This window comes from Methylomonas sp. ZR1 (assembly GCF_013141865.1).
GTDB lineage: Bacteria > Pseudomonadota > Gammaproteobacteria > Methylococcales > Methylomonadaceae > Methylomonas.
Genome location: NZ_RCST01000001.1, coordinates 1,732,094 through 1,751,374 on the forward strand (window position 1 = coordinate 1,732,094; position 19,281 = coordinate 1,751,374).

The 19,281-nt window shown below is 53.4% G+C and carries 13 protein-coding genes; 2 read left to right on the plus strand and 11 right to left on the minus strand.

What is annotated here, in order from left to right:
- Positions 1 to 126 precede the first annotated feature (126 nt).
- From recD to DDY07_RS07995, 5 genes are all read right to left on the minus strand, one after another.
- Positions 127 to 2,085 (minus strand): exodeoxyribonuclease V subunit alpha, encoded by a 1,959-nt coding sequence (recD, locus tag DDY07_RS07975; protein WP_171695492.1) that lies wholly within the window; start codon positions 2,083 to 2,085, stop codon positions 127 to 129.
- Positions 2,082 to 5,750: an exodeoxyribonuclease V subunit beta gene (gene recB / locus DDY07_RS07980; RefSeq protein ID WP_171695493.1), complete on the minus strand. Its 3,669-nt coding sequence runs from the start codon at positions 5,748 to 5,750 to the stop codon at positions 2,082 to 2,084. Before recB ends, recD begins: the two co-directional genes overlap by 4 nt.
- A complete protein-coding gene (recC, locus tag DDY07_RS07985; RefSeq protein ID WP_171695494.1) occupies positions 5,747 to 9,238 on the minus strand; it encodes an exodeoxyribonuclease V subunit gamma in 3,492 nt (1,163 codons plus the stop codon). The genes recB and recC overlap by 4 nt, the downstream gene beginning before the upstream one ends.
- A 109-nt stretch (positions 9,239 to 9,347) precedes the next feature.
- Positions 9,348 to 10,724 carry a diguanylate cyclase gene (locus DDY07_RS07990; protein ID WP_171695495.1) on the minus strand — a complete coding sequence of 459 codons (1,377 nt, stop codon included), beginning with the start codon at positions 10,722 to 10,724 and terminating at the stop codon, positions 9,348 to 9,350.
- 71 nt (positions 10,725 to 10,795) lie between these two features.
- Entirely contained in the window at positions 10,796 to 11,515 is a 720-nt protein-coding gene (locus DDY07_RS07995) for a response regulator transcription factor (RefSeq protein ID WP_171695496.1), read from the minus strand.
- Positions 11,516 to 11,681: 166 nt separating this feature from the next.
- Here DDY07_RS07995 and DDY07_RS24045 point away from each other — a divergent pair, with 166 nt between their 5' ends.
- Positions 11,682 to 11,912, plus strand: coding sequence for a hypothetical protein (locus tag DDY07_RS24045; protein WP_225893095.1), 231 nt, complete (start codon positions 11,682 to 11,684; stop codon positions 11,910 to 11,912).
- 227 nt (positions 11,913 to 12,139) lie between these two features.
- Here the strand turns inward: DDY07_RS24045 and DDY07_RS08005 are convergent, their stop codons facing one another.
- Positions 12,140 to 12,358, minus strand: a complete 219-nt coding sequence (locus DDY07_RS08005) for a DUF5615 family PIN-like protein (protein WP_253734437.1) — start codon at positions 12,356 to 12,358, stop codon at positions 12,140 to 12,142.
- A 47-nt stretch (positions 12,359 to 12,405) separates the two neighbouring features.
- On the minus strand, positions 12,406 to 12,627 hold the full coding sequence (locus DDY07_RS08010; protein ID WP_367575530.1) for a DUF433 domain-containing protein: 222 nt from the start codon (positions 12,625 to 12,627) through the stop codon (positions 12,406 to 12,408).
- A 4-nt stretch (positions 12,628 to 12,631) separates the two neighbouring features.
- On the opposite strand from DDY07_RS08010, the gene DDY07_RS24050 reads away from it, so the two are divergent.
- Positions 12,632 to 12,835, plus strand: coding sequence for a hypothetical protein (locus tag DDY07_RS24050; protein WP_225893094.1), 204 nt, complete (start codon positions 12,632 to 12,634; stop codon positions 12,833 to 12,835).
- Positions 12,836 to 12,972: 137 nt separating this feature from the next.
- Here the strand turns inward: DDY07_RS24050 and DDY07_RS08020 are convergent, their stop codons facing one another.
- The 4 genes from DDY07_RS08020 to DDY07_RS08035 form a co-directional block, all read right to left on the minus strand.
- A complete protein-coding gene (locus DDY07_RS08020) occupies positions 12,973 to 13,371 on the minus strand; it encodes a cupin domain-containing protein (protein ID WP_033156330.1) in 399 nt (132 codons plus the stop codon).
- 91 nt (positions 13,372 to 13,462) lie between these two features.
- Positions 13,463 to 16,738, minus strand: coding sequence for an efflux RND transporter permease subunit (locus DDY07_RS08025; protein WP_171695497.1), 3,276 nt, complete (start codon positions 16,736 to 16,738; stop codon positions 13,463 to 13,465).
- Positions 16,735 to 17,832 (minus strand): efflux RND transporter periplasmic adaptor subunit, encoded by a 1,098-nt coding sequence (locus tag DDY07_RS08030; protein ID WP_171695498.1) that lies wholly within the window; start codon positions 17,830 to 17,832, stop codon positions 16,735 to 16,737. The genes DDY07_RS08025 and DDY07_RS08030 overlap by 4 nt, the downstream gene beginning before the upstream one ends.
- Before the next feature lie 10 nt (positions 17,833 to 17,842).
- Positions 17,843 to 19,183, minus strand: a complete 1,341-nt coding sequence (locus DDY07_RS08035; RefSeq protein WP_171695499.1) for a TolC family protein — start codon at positions 19,181 to 19,183, stop codon at positions 17,843 to 17,845.
- Positions 19,184 to 19,281: the final 98 nt, after the last annotated feature.

A 19,281-nucleotide genomic window follows, 5' to 3' on the forward strand; every position in this document is an offset into this window, starting at 1 on the left:
TACTCCTTGGGTCGGTTTCAATAAATTCCCATTTCAAAATACTATCATTCGCCAGTGGCGTAAGTCTCGCTGAATCCATGACCCAAAGTGTTACCTATAAAATCCAAACACATGGGCTTTGCTTTATTAAAACTTACGGCAGGTCAAAATAGCTTTAGCAAACACCCCGTCACTGCTTTCCAGCAAACTAAAGTGTTGTTTGGCGCGGGTGATGCCGGTGTAAATTAATTCGCGGGTGAGCACCGGGCTGATGTTTTCCGGTAAGACCAAGGCCACGTGATTAAACTCCGAGCCCTGCGACTTATGCACGGTGATGGCGAAAGCGGTTTCCACATCCGGCAGGCGCATTGGCGAGATCCAGCGTATTTTCAGATTGGCCGATGGCTCGGTATCGGCACTGGGAAATGCCACTTTAAGCTTACCGCTACTGTCTCGCAACGCAATCCCAATATCGCCGTTCATTAGTCCCAGATTGTAATCGTTGCGGGTGATCATCACCGGCCGGCCTTCGTACCATAGCGCCTGCTTGGCTTTGGCAAACAACCATTCTTCGATGCGCTGATTAAGGCCTTCCACACCCCACGGCCCTTTCCGCAATGCCGACAGCACCTGAAACGCATCGAAGGCGGTTAACACTTGCATGGCCCATTCGTCGTACTGCTCCGCACTGTCCGGCCGGCCAGCATTGATTTGCGCCAGATAATAGCCATACCCTGGGCGGGCGGCGTCCCCGCTATTAATCACCAGTTTTCTTAACAAACTATCGGCGGCCTCCGGGCTGGGCTGTTGCCGTAAGGCGATATATTCTGCCCGCGGTTCGGGTAGCAAATCGGGGTACTGTGCCGTGTCAGCTAAGATGGCCTGAGCCTGCAAGGCGTCGCCCTGATTCACGGCTTTAGCCAGTTGGCCGATGCCGCTATGTGCATCGAAACGATGACTGTGCCGCAACATGACGGTTTGTTGATTGATCGCAGAACCGGGCGCTACGGCAGGTTTGAGTTGTTCGCCGGCATAATCAGCAATCCAAGCCAGCGTTTCCGCATCATAAGCGGCGTGTTCGGCGCCGCGACATAAATCCCCCATCACCGAACCGGCCTCGACGGAAGCTAATTGATCCTTGTCGCCTAGCAAGATCAGCTGGGCGTTTGCCGGTAAAGCCTCCAATAGCGACGCCATCATTTCCAGATCTATCATCGACGCCTCATCGACGATCACGATGTCGGCGACGATAGGATTGTGACGATCATGCAGAAAGCGCCGCGAATTATGCCGGCTGCCCAGCAAGCGGTGCAAGGTGCTGGCCTTTCGGGGAATAGTTTGTTTAATGCTGTCGTCGATAGCCAAGTTATCGAGTGCCTTGGCAATCGATTCGCTGACCCTGGCCGCCGCTTTGCCGGTCGGTGCCGCCAGCAAGATATTCAGACTTTTGGGTTTATCGGTTTCCTGTTGCGCCAGTTCAATCAATAAGGCCAACAATTTGGTCAAGGTAGTGGTTTTGCCGGTACCCGGCCCGCCGGTGATGATGGCAAAGCGGGCGCGCAAAGCCAGGACACAAGCAACTTTTTGCCAGTCCGGGCTTTCCGAGCTGGCGGGAAACAGCGTTTGCAAGCGTTCCGCCAAGGACGCCGGCAGTTGGTCCCGCGCCGGTTGCAGACGTTGCATAATGCAGGCTTGCGTGATTTGTTCGTAGTGCCAGTAACGCCGCAAATACAGCCGGTTGCCCGCCAAAACCAACGGCGTATCGCCCGCTCCTGATGACACCAGTCTTGATTGTGATAGTGCCCCTTGCCAGACCTCAAGACTATATACTTTTAAGCGTGCCAACTCGGCCGCCGCCGCGTCCTGCTCAATTGCCCAGGCATCATCTGCGGGAATAGCCAGCGTCATCCCCGGTTGCTCACAGAGTTTTGCCAAGTCCAAATATACTTCGCCTCTATCCAGCTGATGGCTGACCAAGGCCCCCGCCCATAGCACTTGGTCAGACGCCGCCGGGTCGAGATCCAGCAAAAAACCGACGAAGGCCCGATTCAAATGACTTAACCAGCCTTTCGCTACCCAGTGTTGCATGCTCGCTTGCGTGGTCATGACGACGCTCCAAACAAGGCATCCAAACCCTCGATCAAGGCTCTGGGTGGTTTATCGAATACGCGCCCTGCCCTTGGCCCTAAAGCGCCTCTTAAAAACAAATACAGGCCCCCGCCGATGTGGGTATCGTAATCGTAAGCAGCACCCAATCTGACTTTCAGCAAACGATGCAAGGCCAATAAATACAAGCTGTATTGCAGATCGTACCGCTTAGCCAACATCGCCGCAGTCAAGGCCTCCTGCGTATACGCCGCGTCGTCGGCACCCAAACTGTTGAATTTATAATCGACCACGTAGTACCGCTGATCGTGCACGAACACCAAGTCGATAAAACCTTTTAACAGCCCGTTTACTTGGCCGGGCAGTAAGCCCGGACGAGCTTGCCCGCCGAAGGTGTGGCGGCTGACCACGCGGTCCAGTTCCTCAGTGTCCACGGTATCGGCACCCAGCAGAAATTCCAGCTCGGCTTGATAGGCATTAGCTTCTAACGTAGCCAAACTAACATTGGCGTCCTCCAGCAAGGGCATGTGCAACCAGTGCGACAAGGCCGAACCGATGACAGCATGTTTGTTCTCCCATTCGCCGATAAATCGCTTTTGAATCAATTCTTGTCTTAAGGCAGGATTTGCCGACACACTGGAAAAACCGCGTTGCGCGCATTCCTCCAGCAGATCGTGAATCAACACGCCGGGGCCAGCGCCTCTGGGCAAAGCGTGGACACCGGACAAGGGTCTACTGAGCGCCGCAGCAATTTCGGCTTCGTCGTTTTGCTTATCGTCTTGGGCGGTTTCAAACTCAGGCAACAGCCGAGACTGATCTTCCGCAGGCGTCAGGTGGTCCGCGATGTGCAAGGCGCTATAGCTGGCTATCCACCAATTACTGAATACTTTACTGAGCGGCACGCGCGCATCAAAGCCACCCTCGTCTGCCAAAACCGGGCTATAGCGCGCGTCGTCAATTTCCGGTAAAGGCTTAATCGAAATTGCTGCGCAGCTGCCTTTCAGTTCAATCAGTCGCTCGGCTAAGACGCTAATAGGCATTTTTGCCTGCCAATTGAGTAAGGCACCCAGCGCCGATTTTTCCAACTGGCAATCCTTGGTACTGCCGGACTTGACCGGAGCAATACCCAACCAACAAGCATGCCGGGCTCGGGTCATCGCCACATACAGCAAACGCAAATCTTCCTGCAACCTTTCTTCGTCGCTGATGGATTTGATCTGCTCTTGTTTATGCAAGTCGATTTGCAAATCCTGATTGTCGTCGTGATAGCGGTAATAGGCATTGAAGCGGCCGCCAACTTCCCGAAAGCTGCAAATAAACGGCAAAAATACCAACGGGTACTCCAGGCCTTTGGATTTATGAATGGTGACGACCTTAATCAAATTGGCATCACTCTCCAGCCTGATGATACCGTCATCGCCGGCTTGGCTACCGCCGGCCTCTATCGCCTCAGCCAGATACCTGATCAGGGCTTGCTCGCCTTCCAACTGGGTGCTGGCGCGTTGTAACAATTCAGCCAGATGCAACAGATTGGTGATGGAGCGTTCGCCTTCGTTGTCGTCAGCCAGACGCGCATGTAAGCCATAATCGTTAATCAATTGCCGCAGCGCGGGCAAAATACCGTCCCGTTGCCAGCGTTGTTGATACGTCAGAAAGCGTTCCAGATGCAATTCCCAGCCGGGTTCGTCCAAGGCCAGTGCGTGCAGCGCTTGGTAAGACCAAGCAAAGGTCGCCGAACTTAAGGCCGCGCGCACCTTGCGCTCATTACGCGGCTCGGCCAGGGCATTTAACCAAAGCAACATGTCGACCGCTTCGCCACTGGCAAAGATGGAATCGCGCTCCGACAGATAAACGCTGCGCAAGCGGCGGCGCGCCAAAGCGTTGCGTATCGCCGTTGCTTCGGTGCCGCTACGAACCAGGATAGCGATGTCCCCAGGCTGCAACATTTGTATACCGGATGCAGATTTAAACCCGGCTTGCCCTGCATCAGCCGCATTCAACAATTTGACAATCTGGCTGGCCGTCACCTCCGCCAGCCTTTCCCGATAAGCCGGCATGCCGACCGCATCCGCGCTTTCCCAATGCCACAGGGTCAACGCCGGGGCGGCTTGCTTATCGATAAGCCATACCTCGTCGCGACCTTGGGCCTTGACCGGCAAAAAAGGTAACCGATTGTCCTGTTCGGTTTTAAAGCGGAATGCGCCGCGCTCTTGCTGATCGGCGTGCAAAAACACCTGATTGACCGCGTCGACCAAAGCCTGAGTGGAACGGTAATTGGTGCCCAGGGTGTAATGCCGGCCTTGGGTGTCGCGGTGAGCCTTAAGATAAGTGTATATATCCGCGCCGCGGAACGAGTAGATAGCTTGTTTCGGGTCGCCGATCATCAAACAGGCAAAATCACCGTCGGCTGGCGTGGCGTAGAGCGCGGAAAAAATCCGGTATTGCAGCGGGTCGGTATCCTGAAACTCGTCGATCAACGCAATCGGATACTGCTCGCGAATCACCTGAGCCAGCCTGTCGCCATTGCGGCCTTGCAGCGCGTTATCCAAACGAACCAGCATGTCGTCGAAGGTCATCCTGGCGATGCGTTGCTTTTCAAAATCGTAACGCTGCCTAATCCAATGCACGGCGTGCTTGATCAGCTCGACTTTTAAACTCGGCAATGCCGCCAGTTGCTCGGGCAAGCGGCCAATCGCCGCAAAACCGGGATGGTCCGGCGGCGTTTGTCCGGGGTTGGCTAACTTAGCCATACCGGCCGGCGACAGATTCTCAAAGCCCTTGCCGATGTCCAGCATATCCTGCGCCGGGTCCAGGCTCCATGCCTCGATTTTGTCCAGCCAGTTGCGGCGGTTAGTGGCGTTGTAATTTTTTGCGGGCAGCACTTTGGTTTCTATTGCTGCCTCTAAGAGTTCGCGGACTTCAGGCAGCCAACTTAGCCAAGGCGCTTTTAAAGCCTGTAGCTCAGTCTTCCGAATGGACGCCACTGCGGCAATCAAGGCATTGATGGGCTGACCGTCGGCCAAGCTAGACGGTATCGGCTCGGCGTTACCCAGCAGCGAACGCACCGCCAGCAGTAATTCGTCCGGATGCTTGAACAACGTATACAGGCTAGCAAAATCGGCATCGTTGGACATGTCGTAATAAAAACTGCGCCAATAGTCCCGCACCACCTCATTCAGCAATTCGGTATCGTTGGTGTTGACTTCCTGCCGGAACAAACTGCCGCTATCAAAAGCATGTTGTTGCAACATGCGGTTACACCAACTGTGGATGGTGTAAACCGCCGCCTCGTCCATCCAGTTGGCCGCCAATTCCAGACGGCGGGCGCAGGCCGGCCAGTCTACTTCAGGATAAGCGCCACGGATGTCTTGCAAGAAGGCATCCTTCGTCGGCAGTTGCTGACGAAAAAACCGTGCGGCCTGGCTCAAGCGTTCGCGTATCCGTTCCCGCAGTTCCTTGGTGGCGGCTTCGGTGAAAGTCACCACCAAAATATCCGGCGGCAATAGATAACGGCTGGGGCCAGCATTGTCGGGATGGTGTCCCAGAATTAACCGCACATATAAGGCGGCGATGGTATAGGTCTTACCGGTGCCGGCGCTGGCTTCGATCAGCCGCGTACCCGACAACGGAAATGCGATGGGGTTGAGTGGGATAGCAGTGGTCATACAGACGCCTCCCCTGCCGCTGGTAATTCGCGGATACGCGCCAACATCGGCCGATACAAATTATCCGCCCAGTGTGCAAAATCCTTGTCAGCGGCAAACGCCGTCAAACTGGCAAAATTGGGAAAGAAGCGCGCCAAATAGGCGTCGTATTGCACTTCGCCGGCATTCCAATCATCGCCGTCATATCTGGCTTGGGCTTTTTCCCGCGCAGTTTCCGGCGGAGCGGCAAGCCAGGAAAATGCGGTGCGGCACGCCACCGGCAACGGTGCTTGCATGCCGTCGTGATAAGCAGCAACCAGGTCTTGTAATTGTTGGTAAGCGTCGTCTTGCTCAACAACCGGCATTTCCAGCACCGTGTCTGCACCAACAACTAAGGTGTTTACCGGCAAACTATCGGCGCAAGCCGCCAAATGCTGTAGCCACTGCAAAAATAAATTCGGATACTTGATGGATTTGTCTTTATTCAGCAGATTTTGCGCCGTCAAATACAACAGGCCGGCTTGCTGTTTGTGCCGGCGCAGTTGACTGAGATCGTCGGTCAGTTGCACCGTCACGCCGCCGGCCAATGCAAAAGGCGCTAGCTGCAATACATGCGGTTCTAAAACCTCTGACCATACAGAAGCCAACTCACAATAACGCTCCCAGGCCGCTGTAACCGGCTCGGCTAAGGCTGAGAAACTCGCCTGGGCAAAACCGCCCAAGGGCAATTGGCCTTTCTGCATCATCGCGGCTTGCCGTCGAGACAGAAATTCTTCCGTGTCGTCCGGATGCTCCGCGGCTAAACCTTGCAGCAACTCATCGCTAAATAAATAGGCTTGCAGACTATCAAACCCAAACGGTTCGCAATCCTCGCTGGTGACCGTTTCGCCATCGAAGCCAAATTTCAGGGTTTGATTACAAAAACTTTTCACCGGCGCGCGCAAAAATCGCGCAAGCGTTTCCAGGCTCAAGGAGTAGGTTTTATCATCCGAGCTGGAGACGATTTGCCCGTTTAGAGGCTGAGCGGCGGCTGGTACAAACCATTCACGGGCATAGGTAAAAAGATTCGGATCGCGGTCTTTTTGCACATAGGCTTCGCTAAACGGTTGCAAGGGATGCGCAATAGTTATGCATTGCAACAATGAAGGCTGATCGGCAAGCGCCCAGCCCCGCGCCAGTACATCGCGTAATTGACTGATCAACACCGAGGGCGGCCGCTCGCTGTTATCACGGATACTGCGCCCTACCCAGCTGATGTACAGCTGTTCGCGCGCGGATAGCAACGCTTCCAGGAACAGGTATTGATCGTCTTGCCGGCGCGAGCGGTCGCCGGGGCGATATTGGCCACGCTGGCTCATCAAATCAAAACTGCGGGCCTGTTGATTACGCGGATAATCGCCGTCGTTCATGCCCAACAGGCAAATCAGCCGGAACGGAATTGCCCGCATCGGCATCAAGGTACAGAAATTCACCCGACCGCTGAGAAAGCGTTGATGTAAGGACGGTTCGTCAACGCCAGCCAGCCAGGCCTCGCCTACCACATGAATGGGCAGTAAATCCGCACTGTTTAAACCGGCTTGTTCGCAATACCTCGACCAATTAGCCAATGAACTTGTCAGGGTATCCAGGGTTTTTCGTTCGCGTTCGTCGCTTACTTGAAAAAAATCGTTCAGCAGTTCGGACAATAGCTGCTGCCATTTGGCCGGCGGGTATTCCAGCCGCAAAAGCTCTGTGTATTTTTCCAACGTTTCCAACAAAAACGCCAGACCACCCAGCCATTGCGCATCCAGGCCGCCGATCTCTTCGTAAGGTTGAATCTCATCGAATGCCCCACCGGCACCGACCGCATAACCTAGCAGCATGCGCCGCAGCCCGAACTGCCAGGTATTGGCCTGCAAGTTTGCGGGCATATTCACCCGTTCCGCGCGCTGCCGAGCATTCAAGCCCCAGCGTATGCCGGATTCTTCGATCCACTGATGCAGTTTAGGTATAGCGGTTTCGTCAATCTCAAACCGCGCCCGCAAGGCCGGCACTTCCAGCAAGCCCAGAAATTCGCTAACCGCAAACCGCGACTCGGGTAAATTCAACAAGGCGTCCACGGCAAGCAATAGCGGATTTTGTCCGCGCTGTTGCTGGTCGGCCAAGCTGTAGGGAATATAACGCGGATCGTCGCTTTGAATTTGGCCGAATACCGCATGGATATGCGGCGCATAGGTATTGATGTCCGGCACCATCACAATGATATTGCGCGGATACAGAGGCTTGCCATTTTGTTGCGCACTCTCGAAGCACGCCAACAGTTGATCGTGCAGAATTTCGACTTCACGCTGCGGACTATGGGCGATATGAAATTGGATAGACGTATCGGCGCTAGCCAGTAAAACCGGCTGCTCGAGCAACGGGTCCATATCCAGTATCGACTGTTGCAGATGTTGCAGCAAACTTCGCTGCCCTGCTTCGCCGTAGTCCTTGAACATGTCGATTTTACTATCGGGCCAATGCCAGTTGGCGTAGGCTTGGGTTTCATCGAAATGATCCAGCAAACGAATATAATCCCGGCCTTGTTTACCCCAGGCCGCCAATAAGGGCGGCGCCTGTAAATGCAGTTCCGCATCGCTTAATGCCGCGCTCATCCCCGATTTATACGTCTGACGGCGGCGCTCGGCTTTCAGCAGTTCCTTGTCTTCGATGATGTCGGCCCAATAGTGCTGGCAAGGGTTATGCACAAACAACACGATCTGACAAAACCGGCCCAATTTAGCCAGCACTTCCAGCGATTGCTGCGGTAGGGAAGACAGACCGAATAACACGACGCGGCGCGGCAGGCCGGCAGGCCGGGCAGTCAATGTGTCGATTCTAGCCATGAACTGGGCATGCACCGCTGCCCTGCTGGCGAACGGCGACGACTCTTCGCCCAAATCTTCAAGCACGGCCCGCCACATGGCGGCTTGCCAGAGCTGCGCGCTGGGTAGCGGTTTGCTTTCGCCATGGCCGTTGCGCAACACATCCTGCCCCGCCGCCCAATCCGACACCCAATCGGAGCGATACACCTGATATTGGTCGAACAGATCCGCCAGTTGTTCGGCAAGTTGGTGTCGTTTGCGGCAATGGCTGTCGTCGGTCAAAAAACTGGCGAGCGTTTCGAAGCCGGGTTGTTGCAACAAGCCCGGCAACAGTCGATATAAGCGCCAGGTCAGTGGGTCTTTGGCTAAGGGTTGCTCGGTGGGAATCTGCTCGCCCAATACGGCCCGGTAAACACTCCAGATAAACAAGGACGGCAATTGCATCTTCATCGCGGCGGCAATGCCCAGCGCGGAATTTTGCGCCAGACTTTGCTTCAACCAATGCCCCATGCCATTGCTCTGCACCAGAAAAATCTCGTTTTCCAAGGGCAGCAAGGGATGTTGTCTGAGCCAGTACTCGACCACATCGCGGAGTTCTTCCAGTTGATTGGAGTGGATGACGGCAATGCCGTTATCTAGGGAGTGGGCGTGACCTGCTGCGGGCATGATAGGCTGAAATAGTTTAGAGGAGCGCTGCGCCTATTATCGCCGCTTTTGACCGGACCATCGAGACCTTGCGAATTAGCCGCAATACAGTCTTAGCTATCTATACGTTTCATATCGGCATGACAAGATGTTGGATCGGACCAGACGAGGTATCGGCAACCACCCGATTGCGGCCTTGATGCTTGGCAAGGTATAGCGCCTTGTCGACGCGATCAAGGAATTGGCTTTCGTGCTCGGTAATGGAAAACTGTCCGACGCCTATGCTGATAGTGACTTGTATCTGCTCGACGAAGGAATGGTCTTCTATCGTGGTACGCAAGCGATTTGCAAACTCGACGGCATCCTGAAGAAGTGTATGCGGCAGCAAAATCGCAAATTCTTCCCCGCCCCAACGAATGGCATCGTCGCTGCATCTGACCACATTCATCAGTTTCAAACTGATGGCTTTCAAGATTTCGTCGCCAATCAAGTGGCCGTGTGTATCGTTAATGTGTTTGAAGAAATCGATGTCCAATAGCAACAGCGAAAACGCCGGGGCATCATAACGCCGCATGCGGCCGATTTCATCGGCCAGCCTTTTATCCAGCATCCGTCTATTGCCAAGTCCGGTGAGGGGATCGGTCAACGAGGATTTTTCAAAGCCCTTGGCCTTGGCGTCCAGAATAGCCACCAGCTCTTTGAGTTCACCGGCATGATGTTTGATTAAATCAATCCAGGTGCCATAGGCAAATCCCACCAGTTCGCTCTGCGTAACGACACCTACCAACTGGTTTTCCAGATTCACCACGATGGAGCGTTTGATGTGACAGGTTTTTAACTGCGCGAGCGCGTCTTGAATGGTTGAACTGACCTGGGTGGTAATGACCGGACTCGTCATGTACTCCCGGAGCGGTCTGTCGGTGGTATCCGCAGCGGAAATCAGTTTAAAAATATCCTTGGTGGTAATGATGCCAATCGGTATTTTGGCTTCGACCACAATGATGGAGTCCTCCATTTTTTGCAGATGGTTCAGCACATCGTCCAACATCCAGTCCGCGGTAAAGGTGACAGGCTCTATTCTGGTCACCAACTCGCCGATGGTTTTCTTTTGCACCAGAACGGTAGGATCGACCGCCGATAAAATGTCGGTATCGGTCAATATCCCGACCAGGCTCTCCGCGGAATCCACGACACCTAGATACCGGTCGCCATTGTTTTCAAGGATTTCGAATGCGGTCAGAATACGTTCATTTTCGAAAACGCAGGTCATCTTGCTTAATGTCAATTCAGCCAAGGTGGCATCACTACTGCCGCCCGCGTGCAGATGCCGCAGCAAGTCTTCAACGGAAAATACAAAATATTCGTCGCCGATCTCCAGCACCACGCTGCTGACGTTATGCTGGTCTATCAACTGCGAGACCGAACGAATAGTCATATTTAACGTCGCGCGCAAAAGTTGTTTTTGCGCAATCGACCCAACCGTTGGAAAAATTGTAAATTCAGTCACGAGCGTCTCAAATTTGGCTATGCCTTGCGGTTATTGCTGGCCGAAAAGGGTTTGTTGGGTAGCAAGGGGGGCTAAGCCGGGGATTTTTGGCGTTTCTCACGCTTGTTGCTTTGTTGGGTGTTCAATATTTTAAACGGCGGGATAGTGACCAAATCATTCGGTCCTTGGCGCGTATTTGACTTGAAGGTATCGTGCAACCTCAGAAGATCCGTAACCGTTTTGGCGTTGGTTTTACGCATTAAATTAGCACGATGCACTTTGACGGTTTTTACGGAAATATCCAGTTTTTCAGATATTTCCTTGTTGGTGTGGCCCAGTACCACCAACTCGCAGGTTTCAATTTCGCGTTTGGTCAGATTACGGAATTGATTGTTGATAGTGGTCGCGAACTCATACTCGAAAAACGCCAGCTCAAGGCATTTGCGGATCTGTTCCAAACTGAACGGCTTTTCAATAAAATCAAACAAACCGGTTTTTATCGAACGCAAGGTCGTTGAGAGATCGCTTGAGCGGGTAATGCAAATCCGCGGGTATTCCAGTAATAAGCCCAGCTCGGAACCGGACGGCGATATTTCGACCACGTCCGGGTCAAATACCATCACAAAGGCAATATTTTTGCTGGTTAAATTCGCCTTATTGTCGACGATCCAGCGAGCTAACTCGTCCCGGCTGGCAACATACTCCACGTTGGCTTGCAAGCTCTCTCTGACCCGATTGATCCCTTTAAAGGACGAGACCTCCCGGTCAGCAACCAAGATTAATCTATCGGTTTCCAAAATCTGCAGCGCCATAGTCTATAAAAGTTGATACAAAGGTTCGCGTTCCAAAGCTTGTCAAGTGTACGTAAGTCCTAAGTTTTGTCTATTGGGCTAAGGTCTTAGATACGTCATCCGCTTCCCTGCTGTTCAGGCTCATTTATGCTTTTACTGAACCGGGTTCTTATCATTGGTATGTGATTTGGGCTGGTCGAAGCCCAGGCTGGTACGCATTAACTCAAACGGTAATTTCGGGCGATCTTTGGCCTGCAAAGTCAATCCACGTGTGTTTCCAGGCTACGAAAACGACGCCAAATACCAAGCCCGAAAACAGGAAAAACTCGCCATTTATCAGAAGCACAATTTCAATTTGATTGAATTAACGGATACGGACGTGTTGAATCTGGACGATATTTTGCCGAGGGTTTGTTGAATTTTGGGGTGCAGGGAAATTGATTTTGAATATTTCGCTGATGAGTTTTCTCACCCAATGAACCGTTGCAACGAATCAGTTCTAGCGTTTCAAAACATTTGCAGGGCTTCGTGTTGCTCTGCCCAGCCTTCCGCCCTTTGCGATATGTGAATTTCGCTGTTATCGATAAATTTCGATACAGGCCTTGTCTTCATCAACCAATGCCGCTTGTATAGCGCTCTGATTAGCTAATAAGCAGTTAATGGTTGCCGCTTTGATTGATTGCCGGTTTTTAGCCAGATAATTTTTGGTGGTTGGCCAAGTAAATTCGAAAGCTCAAAAAAGTCCGCGTCTTTGGTGACAATGACAAAGCCGTTGGACTTTGCGTAACGCCAAACGGTTAAATCATCGGCGTTTTCCATACCCAACAACGCTATTTGTGTCGTTTCTGGAAAGGCATCCAGCAAAAACGCCACCGCCCGACGGGATAGATATTCGTCTAATAGCAGTTTCATCAAACAATGGCGGATACATTACGCTCACGATCTGCGGCAAAAGCCAAGCAGGCACGAATGTCGCTGGTTTCCAGTTCCGGATAATCCTCCAATATTTCATCCTCGGACATGCCATCGGCTAACCAAGACAAGACATCGTAAACGGTAATCCGCAGCCCCCGGACACAGGGCTTCCCGCCGCGTTTGCCTGGTTCCAGTGTGATGATATTTCGATAATCTATGATCATGGCTTACATCCAAATAACAGTTAACTTAGAGTACCACCAGGCGATTCACACGTCATCCGTGATCATGTCGGTGTTGGACGCTCGCGAACGTTATCGCGGTTTGGCTAAAAATGCGGCGTGTTTGGCCTTCCTGACGGCGATAGCCAATGTGCTGCGCGGTGACGCTTATGAACGCCGGAGCCTGATTGCGTCCGAAATTTGAAAATAAGCCCGAAAACGGGCGGGTTTGCGATGAAAAACCACTTTTTTGATAATAAAACGGTCGAATATTGAAATTTTTGACTCACTTTGACAGTGACTGCCTCTCAAAATGTTTTTTTTCAGAGGTTCCTTAAGGCCTCAATGCTTAGCCGACTTAGCCGCCGCAAGCTCGAATATAATAATTTCCGCCTCGCCTTTACCGACATTTTCCACGGTCATTTCCGCGCCGGTTTCCCAGAACACTTCGCCTTGGCTATAGACTTTGGTCTGGCCGTCATCCACAACCTTCAGTTTTCCCATCACCACATATCTTGGGCCGGGCCCTTCGTGGGTATGCAAGGGGGTTTTATACCCCTTGGGGAAGCGCACCCGCAGTACATGACTCTCGACGTCTTTGCTGGGTAAAGTTATCGGCTTGGTCATTAACAATTCGCGCGAGAATGTGCTGGCGGTCCCGTCGGCTTGCAGCAGTGGCGACACACACGTCAATAATCCCAACACAGAAAGTAAGTAGCAAACGCGGTTTGATTGTTTCATAAAGGAGGCCTCAACGCTAAGGGATGGGTAACGAGTATACAAAAACGCTAGTTACCGCGCCCGCTGAATTGCCATCGCGGGCGCTAAGACGCTAGTCTTCCACTGGCACTTGCTTGGGCATGTCGCGGTTGATCAAGAAATACACCAAGGGAATCACCACCAAAGAAAACAAGGTCGAGGCGATAATCCCGAAGATAAAGCTCCAGGCCAGGCCCGAAAAGATGGGATCGAGGACGATCATCACCGAGCCCAACACTGCCGAAGCCGCCGTCAAAAAGATCGGGTTCAACCGGGTGGCGCCGGCTTCGATGATGGCATCGGCCAAACTAATATCCGGATTGCCGCGATAGATGTTCTCGATAAAATCAATCAGGATGATGGAGTTGCGCACCACGATACCCGCCAAGGCGATCATGCCGATCATGGCCGTGGCGGTGAAATACACCGGATCGGCATATTGGCCCACATCCGCCGCAAACAGGTTGATAAACCAGAAACCCGGCATGATGCCGATTACCGTCAGGGGAATAGCGATCATCATGATCAGCGGCACACCCAAAGAACCGGTCTGCCCGACCAGTAGGATATATATCATCACCATCGCCGCGGCAAAGGCCAGGCCCAAGTCGCGGAACACATCGACGGTGATTTTCCATTCGCCCTCCCCGGCCATTTCCGCGCTGTATCCGGCTGGTAGCGGTTGCTGTTCCAAGGCGTCTTGCAGATCCCACACCGCTTCCACCGGACTGCGGCCGGCCATTTCAGCTAGCACATACGACACCTGGCGCAAGTTTTTATGGTAGATGGTTTGATCTGCTATCTCGTGGCTGAACCGCCCGATCTCGCTTAAGCGGATCAAATCGCCTTTTGCAGACTTCACCGATAGGTTTAACAAATCAGCCTCGGAAGAACGCGCCGCTCTGGGGTATTGCAGTGTGATCAGCAAGGGCTGGCGTTCGCTGGCGATATGCAAAGTGCCGGCTACGCCACCTTCTACCGCCAACTTCAGACTGCTGGCCACCTGCTGATTACTAATACCCAATAGCGCTGCTTTGTCCTGGTTTAACACAAATTGCCATTGGTCTTGCGGGGCTTGCACGTAATCGTCCACATCCACCACACCCTCGGTCGTTTGCAAATGTTCACGGACTTGTTTGGACACCTTCACCAAGTCCTGATAACCGGCTTCCGGCGGCCCGTAAATTTCCGCGACCACACTAGACAGCACCGGTGGCCCTGGTGGCATTTCTACGATTTTAAGATTCGCGCCGTATTTTTGGCCGATGCGTTCTATATCCGGACGCATCCTAAGCGCAATAGCATGGGATTGTTGGGCGCGGCGGGTTTTATCCACCAGGATGATACGTATGTCGCCGACATAGGCGCCCTGGCGCAAATAGTAATGCCGCACCAAGCCATTAAAATCCATGGGCGATGCCAGACCGACATAGGTTTGATAACTACTAACTTCGTTTACCGTGGCCAGATATTGACCCAGGGCCGTGGCAACTTCATTGGTGGCTTCCAAAGACGAACCACGCGGCATGTCGATCACCAATTGCAGCTCGTTTTTATTATCAAACGGCAGCAGTTTCAACGGTACGACTCGGGTCACGGCCATCATAGTGGACAGGACAAATGCCACGAACACCGCCAGCAAAAACCACAAGGCTTTGGCTTTATGCTGCAGCAGCGGCGCCATAATGGCTTGATACAGCTTGAAACCGCGGGATTCCTGTAAGCGAAATTCCGGTCCATGATCTTTACCGTAATCGCCTTTGAGCAATTTATAACTGGCCCAAGGCGTCACCGTGAAGGCGATCAGCAAGGACATCAACATGGCGATCGGCACGTTAAAGGCCATGGGCGCCATATACGGTCCCATCATCCCGGTAATAAAAAACATCGGTACGAAGGACATGATCACCGCGAAGGTGGCCAGGATGGTCGGCGGGCGAATTTCGTTTACCGCAGTCAGCAAGGCTTGTAACGGTGGCTCTTTGCGCATTTTGTAGTGGCGATGAATGTTCTCCACATCGACAATCGGGTCATCCACCAATAAGCCCAAAGACAGAATCAACGCGAACAGCGTTACCCGGTTGATGGTGTAACCGAAGATCAAATCGCAGAGCAAGGTAATCGCAAAGGTCATCGGCACCGCCAACGACACGATCAGCGATTCTTTAAAACCCAGCGCCAGCGCCAGCAGAACAATAATGGTCAGAATTGCGATGCTCAGATGCATCACCAATTCATTGACTTTGTGATCGGCGGTTTCGCCGTAGTTGCGGGTGACTGTGACCAGCACTTCATCCGGGATCAGCGTGCCGTGCAATTGCTCGGTCAGCTCCAACACCTGTTCTGCCACGCCGACGGCGTTGCTGCCGCGGCGTTTGGCAATGGCGATGGTGGCCATTTGCCGTTCTTCGCCGACCATCGGTAGAGAACCGCCTTTGTGCCCTACCATTTTCATTTGCTCCACACCGGGACCAAAGCCGATGCGGGTGTAATAATCAGTGTCTTGCGGGCCATCGACGATCTGCGCCACATCGCGCAAATACACCAGACGGCCGGCGACGTTTTTCAACACCGTCGCCCCGACCTGCTCCGGCGTTTCAAAGTGCGGCCCGGCTTCGAGCAAGATTTCGTTATTGTGCTGATTCACACGCCCAGCCGGCAGATTGACATTGCTCTGCGCCAAAGCCTGTTGAATTTCCGGCAGACTCAGGCCGCTGGCTTGCAATTTGGCGGGATCGGGGTACACCGAAATCTGCCGAGGCGCGGCGCCGATGACCCAACTTTTGCCGACGTCGTCGATGGCGCGTAAGCGCTCGATCAGTTCCTCGGCGATGCGGCGTACCGCCATAATGTCTTCGTTGGCCTTGGGCATGGACAGGCTCAATAGCAAGATCGGCACGTCATCGATTTCCACCGGCTTGACGACCCAATCGCTGACGCCGGGCGGAATAATGTCCAGATTGGCTTGCAATTTATCGCGGGTTTTGATCAGACTGTCTTCGATACTCTCGCCCACCCGATAGCGCACCGTCACCAGCGACTCGCCGGGCCGGGAGGCCGAATAGACGTATTCCACACCCTGGATTTGCTTGAGTAATACTTCCAAAGGCGTGGTCACGCGCTTTTCCACTTCCTCGCTGCCGGCGCCGGGGTAATGCACGAACACATCCATCACCGGCACGATGATTTGCGGGTCCTCCTCACGCGGCGTCAAGGTCAATGCTGCCGCTCCCGCCAACAGGGAAATCAATAAAAACAGCAAGGATAAATGCGAGGTGGTAAATAAACGAACGATGGCAACCGTCAAACTGTCCTTTTTCGCTTCCATGGTTTTGTTCAACTCGCTCATTGCCCCAACCCAGCGTTACTCAAGATGGTTTCGCCTGCGCGCAGTCCGGAGAGTATTTCGACCTGATCGCCATACTGCTTACCGGTGCGAATATGCCGGGTAAGCAGTCTTTGTCCGTCCAACACTTTGACGGCTTGCAGTTGCCCGTAATGCAAAATGGCCGCCGAAGGGATCATCACGGCTTGTTGTGCGCTGGCACAAGCCAGTTCCAGCCAACCGAATTGGCCGTGTTGCAAACCAGGCATAGTAGGTAATTTAACTTTTACTGCCAGGGTGCGGGTTTGCGGATCAATTTCTGGAGCAATCTCGTCAACCGTCGCCGCTAGCGTTTGCTGCGGCGTATCGAAGCGCACTTTTACTTCCATGCCTAACTTGATGGCTGCGGCACAGTGGCTGGCAATGGCTGCTTCCAAACGCAAGTCATCGGGTTTGTGCAAAGTGACGATGGCTTGAATGGGCAAACCCATGTCGCCCGGCTCTTGTAAACGCTCACCCACTACTCCGTCAAAAGGCGCATAGATTACGTTCTCGCCGAGCATCACTTTGCTTTGTTGCGCGGAACTGGCGGCTTGATTGGCCATGGCCCGAGCGCTTTGCGCTTGCGCCAACACCGCTTCGTAGTTTTGGCGGGTGGCCGCTTGCTTATTGTATAGATCGGTAATGCGTTTTTCTTCGGCGTTGGCCTGGGCCGCCTGGGCCTGAGCCGCCGCCTGCCCCGCGCTGGCGGCGCTGTACGCCGCCCGCAAATCGCGATCATCGAGACGGGCGATGACTTGGTCTTTTTTGACTTTGTCGCCCGGATTCACGGTTATTTCCAGAATGCGCGCATTCAATTTCGGGGCAATTTTCGCCGCCAGGCGGGATTTGACCACGCCTTGCCAAGACAAATTGTTCTCCGCAGTCTGTGTGCCCACTTTTAAGGTCTGTGCGCCGGCGGGTATGCTGCTCTCAGGCAGATCCGTGTTGCCGGGTTCGGTCTTATCCTCGCCGCCCAAAATGCCCAGGGCAAATAAAATCACCAGCAACAGCGCCGTGATCGCTGCCGCAGGGACCAGCCATCTCGGCGCATTTGATTCAGAAAAATGTTCGGTCATCGTGACTCCTTTATTGCCAGTAACCGGTGGCTTGTTTCAGTTCCGCTTCGGCCCGCAAGGCATCGAAACGTGCGGTGATTTGTCGGGTATGCGCCTTATCGCGCGCCACTTCAGCTTCGATATAACGGGTCACGGTCACGACGCCGGCTTGGCGCTGTTCATTGACTAATCGCAAGGCTTCTTCTGCAGCTTTAACCGCTACGGTGCTAACGTCGACGCGACTCAGCGCGTCTTGTAGTTTGATTTGGGCGGATTTCAGCTGTTGCTCGATGCGCAAACGGGTCTGCCTGGCTGCCTCTTGGGCGGCCGTCAGTTCGTGCTCGGCTTTCTTGATTTTTTCTTGCGTCGCAAAACCGGAAAACACATCCACTTCCACCATTACCCCGGCAGTGACGTTATCGCGGTTGCTGCTGAAGGCCAGATCTTTGCTGTCGGAACCATAACTGACAAAGGCGTCGGCGCGCGGTAGGTGCGCGGCTTGCGCGACATCAAGCTGACGTTCGGCCATCGCCACACGCTTCTGCGCGGCTTGTAGTTCAGGATGGTTGCTCAGTGCTTGATTCAGTAATTCGTCAAAAACCGCCGGACTGGCCGGTAATGCGGCTTGCCGAGTTGTATCGATGGTAAAAGGTGCGTTAACGGGTAAGCCCAGCAAGGTTTTCAACATACTCTGCGCCAGCTCGATGGCGTTTGCAGCTTGTATTTCCGCATCCTTGGCTTCGGCCAATTGTACTTCCAAGGACAATACATCGGACTTTAATACCGTGCCGGCATCAAAGCGAATCCGTGACTGATCCAACTCGCTTTGCACTGCTGTAATCGAGCGCCGACTAATCTCGTGGGCTTCCATTGCCGCCAACTCCCCGTAATAGGCCGCGGTGACGTTATTCACCAACTGATTGCGGGTTGCGGCTTTTTCCAGTTCCGAGGTTTCTATACCCAGTTCCGCCGCCTGTTTGCGGTAGTAGTCCTGTCCACCGCGAAACAACGAATACGTCGCTGTCACTTGCGGCCGATAGTTATCAACACCGCCGGGATGATTGAAGTCGTTGCCGGCAAAGCTGAGCCGACGCTGGGCAATGATCATCGCAAAGGCTTGCGCCGGATTATCGCTGTGCTGATACGACAAACTGGCTTTGATTTGCGGGTAAAAACTGGCCAAGGACTCGCCCAACTGGGCATTGGCCTGCTCGATGCGCGCTTGCATGATGCCCAGCTCGGGATTGTTCGCCAGCGCGGTGTCAATGGCTTGTTCCAGGCTATATTGACTAGGTTCGGTATCATCGGCTAAGGCCGTCTCCAAAACCAGCACCAGCACGAATACTAACCGCCATAAAGTTCGATGTATCATTGAGTAATCTGCATGCAATTAGGGCAAATGGATTGATAGGGAAGTCTAGACGCATAGCGCCATTGGTTGGCCAACGGCACTGTTGCCTTTGTCATTCC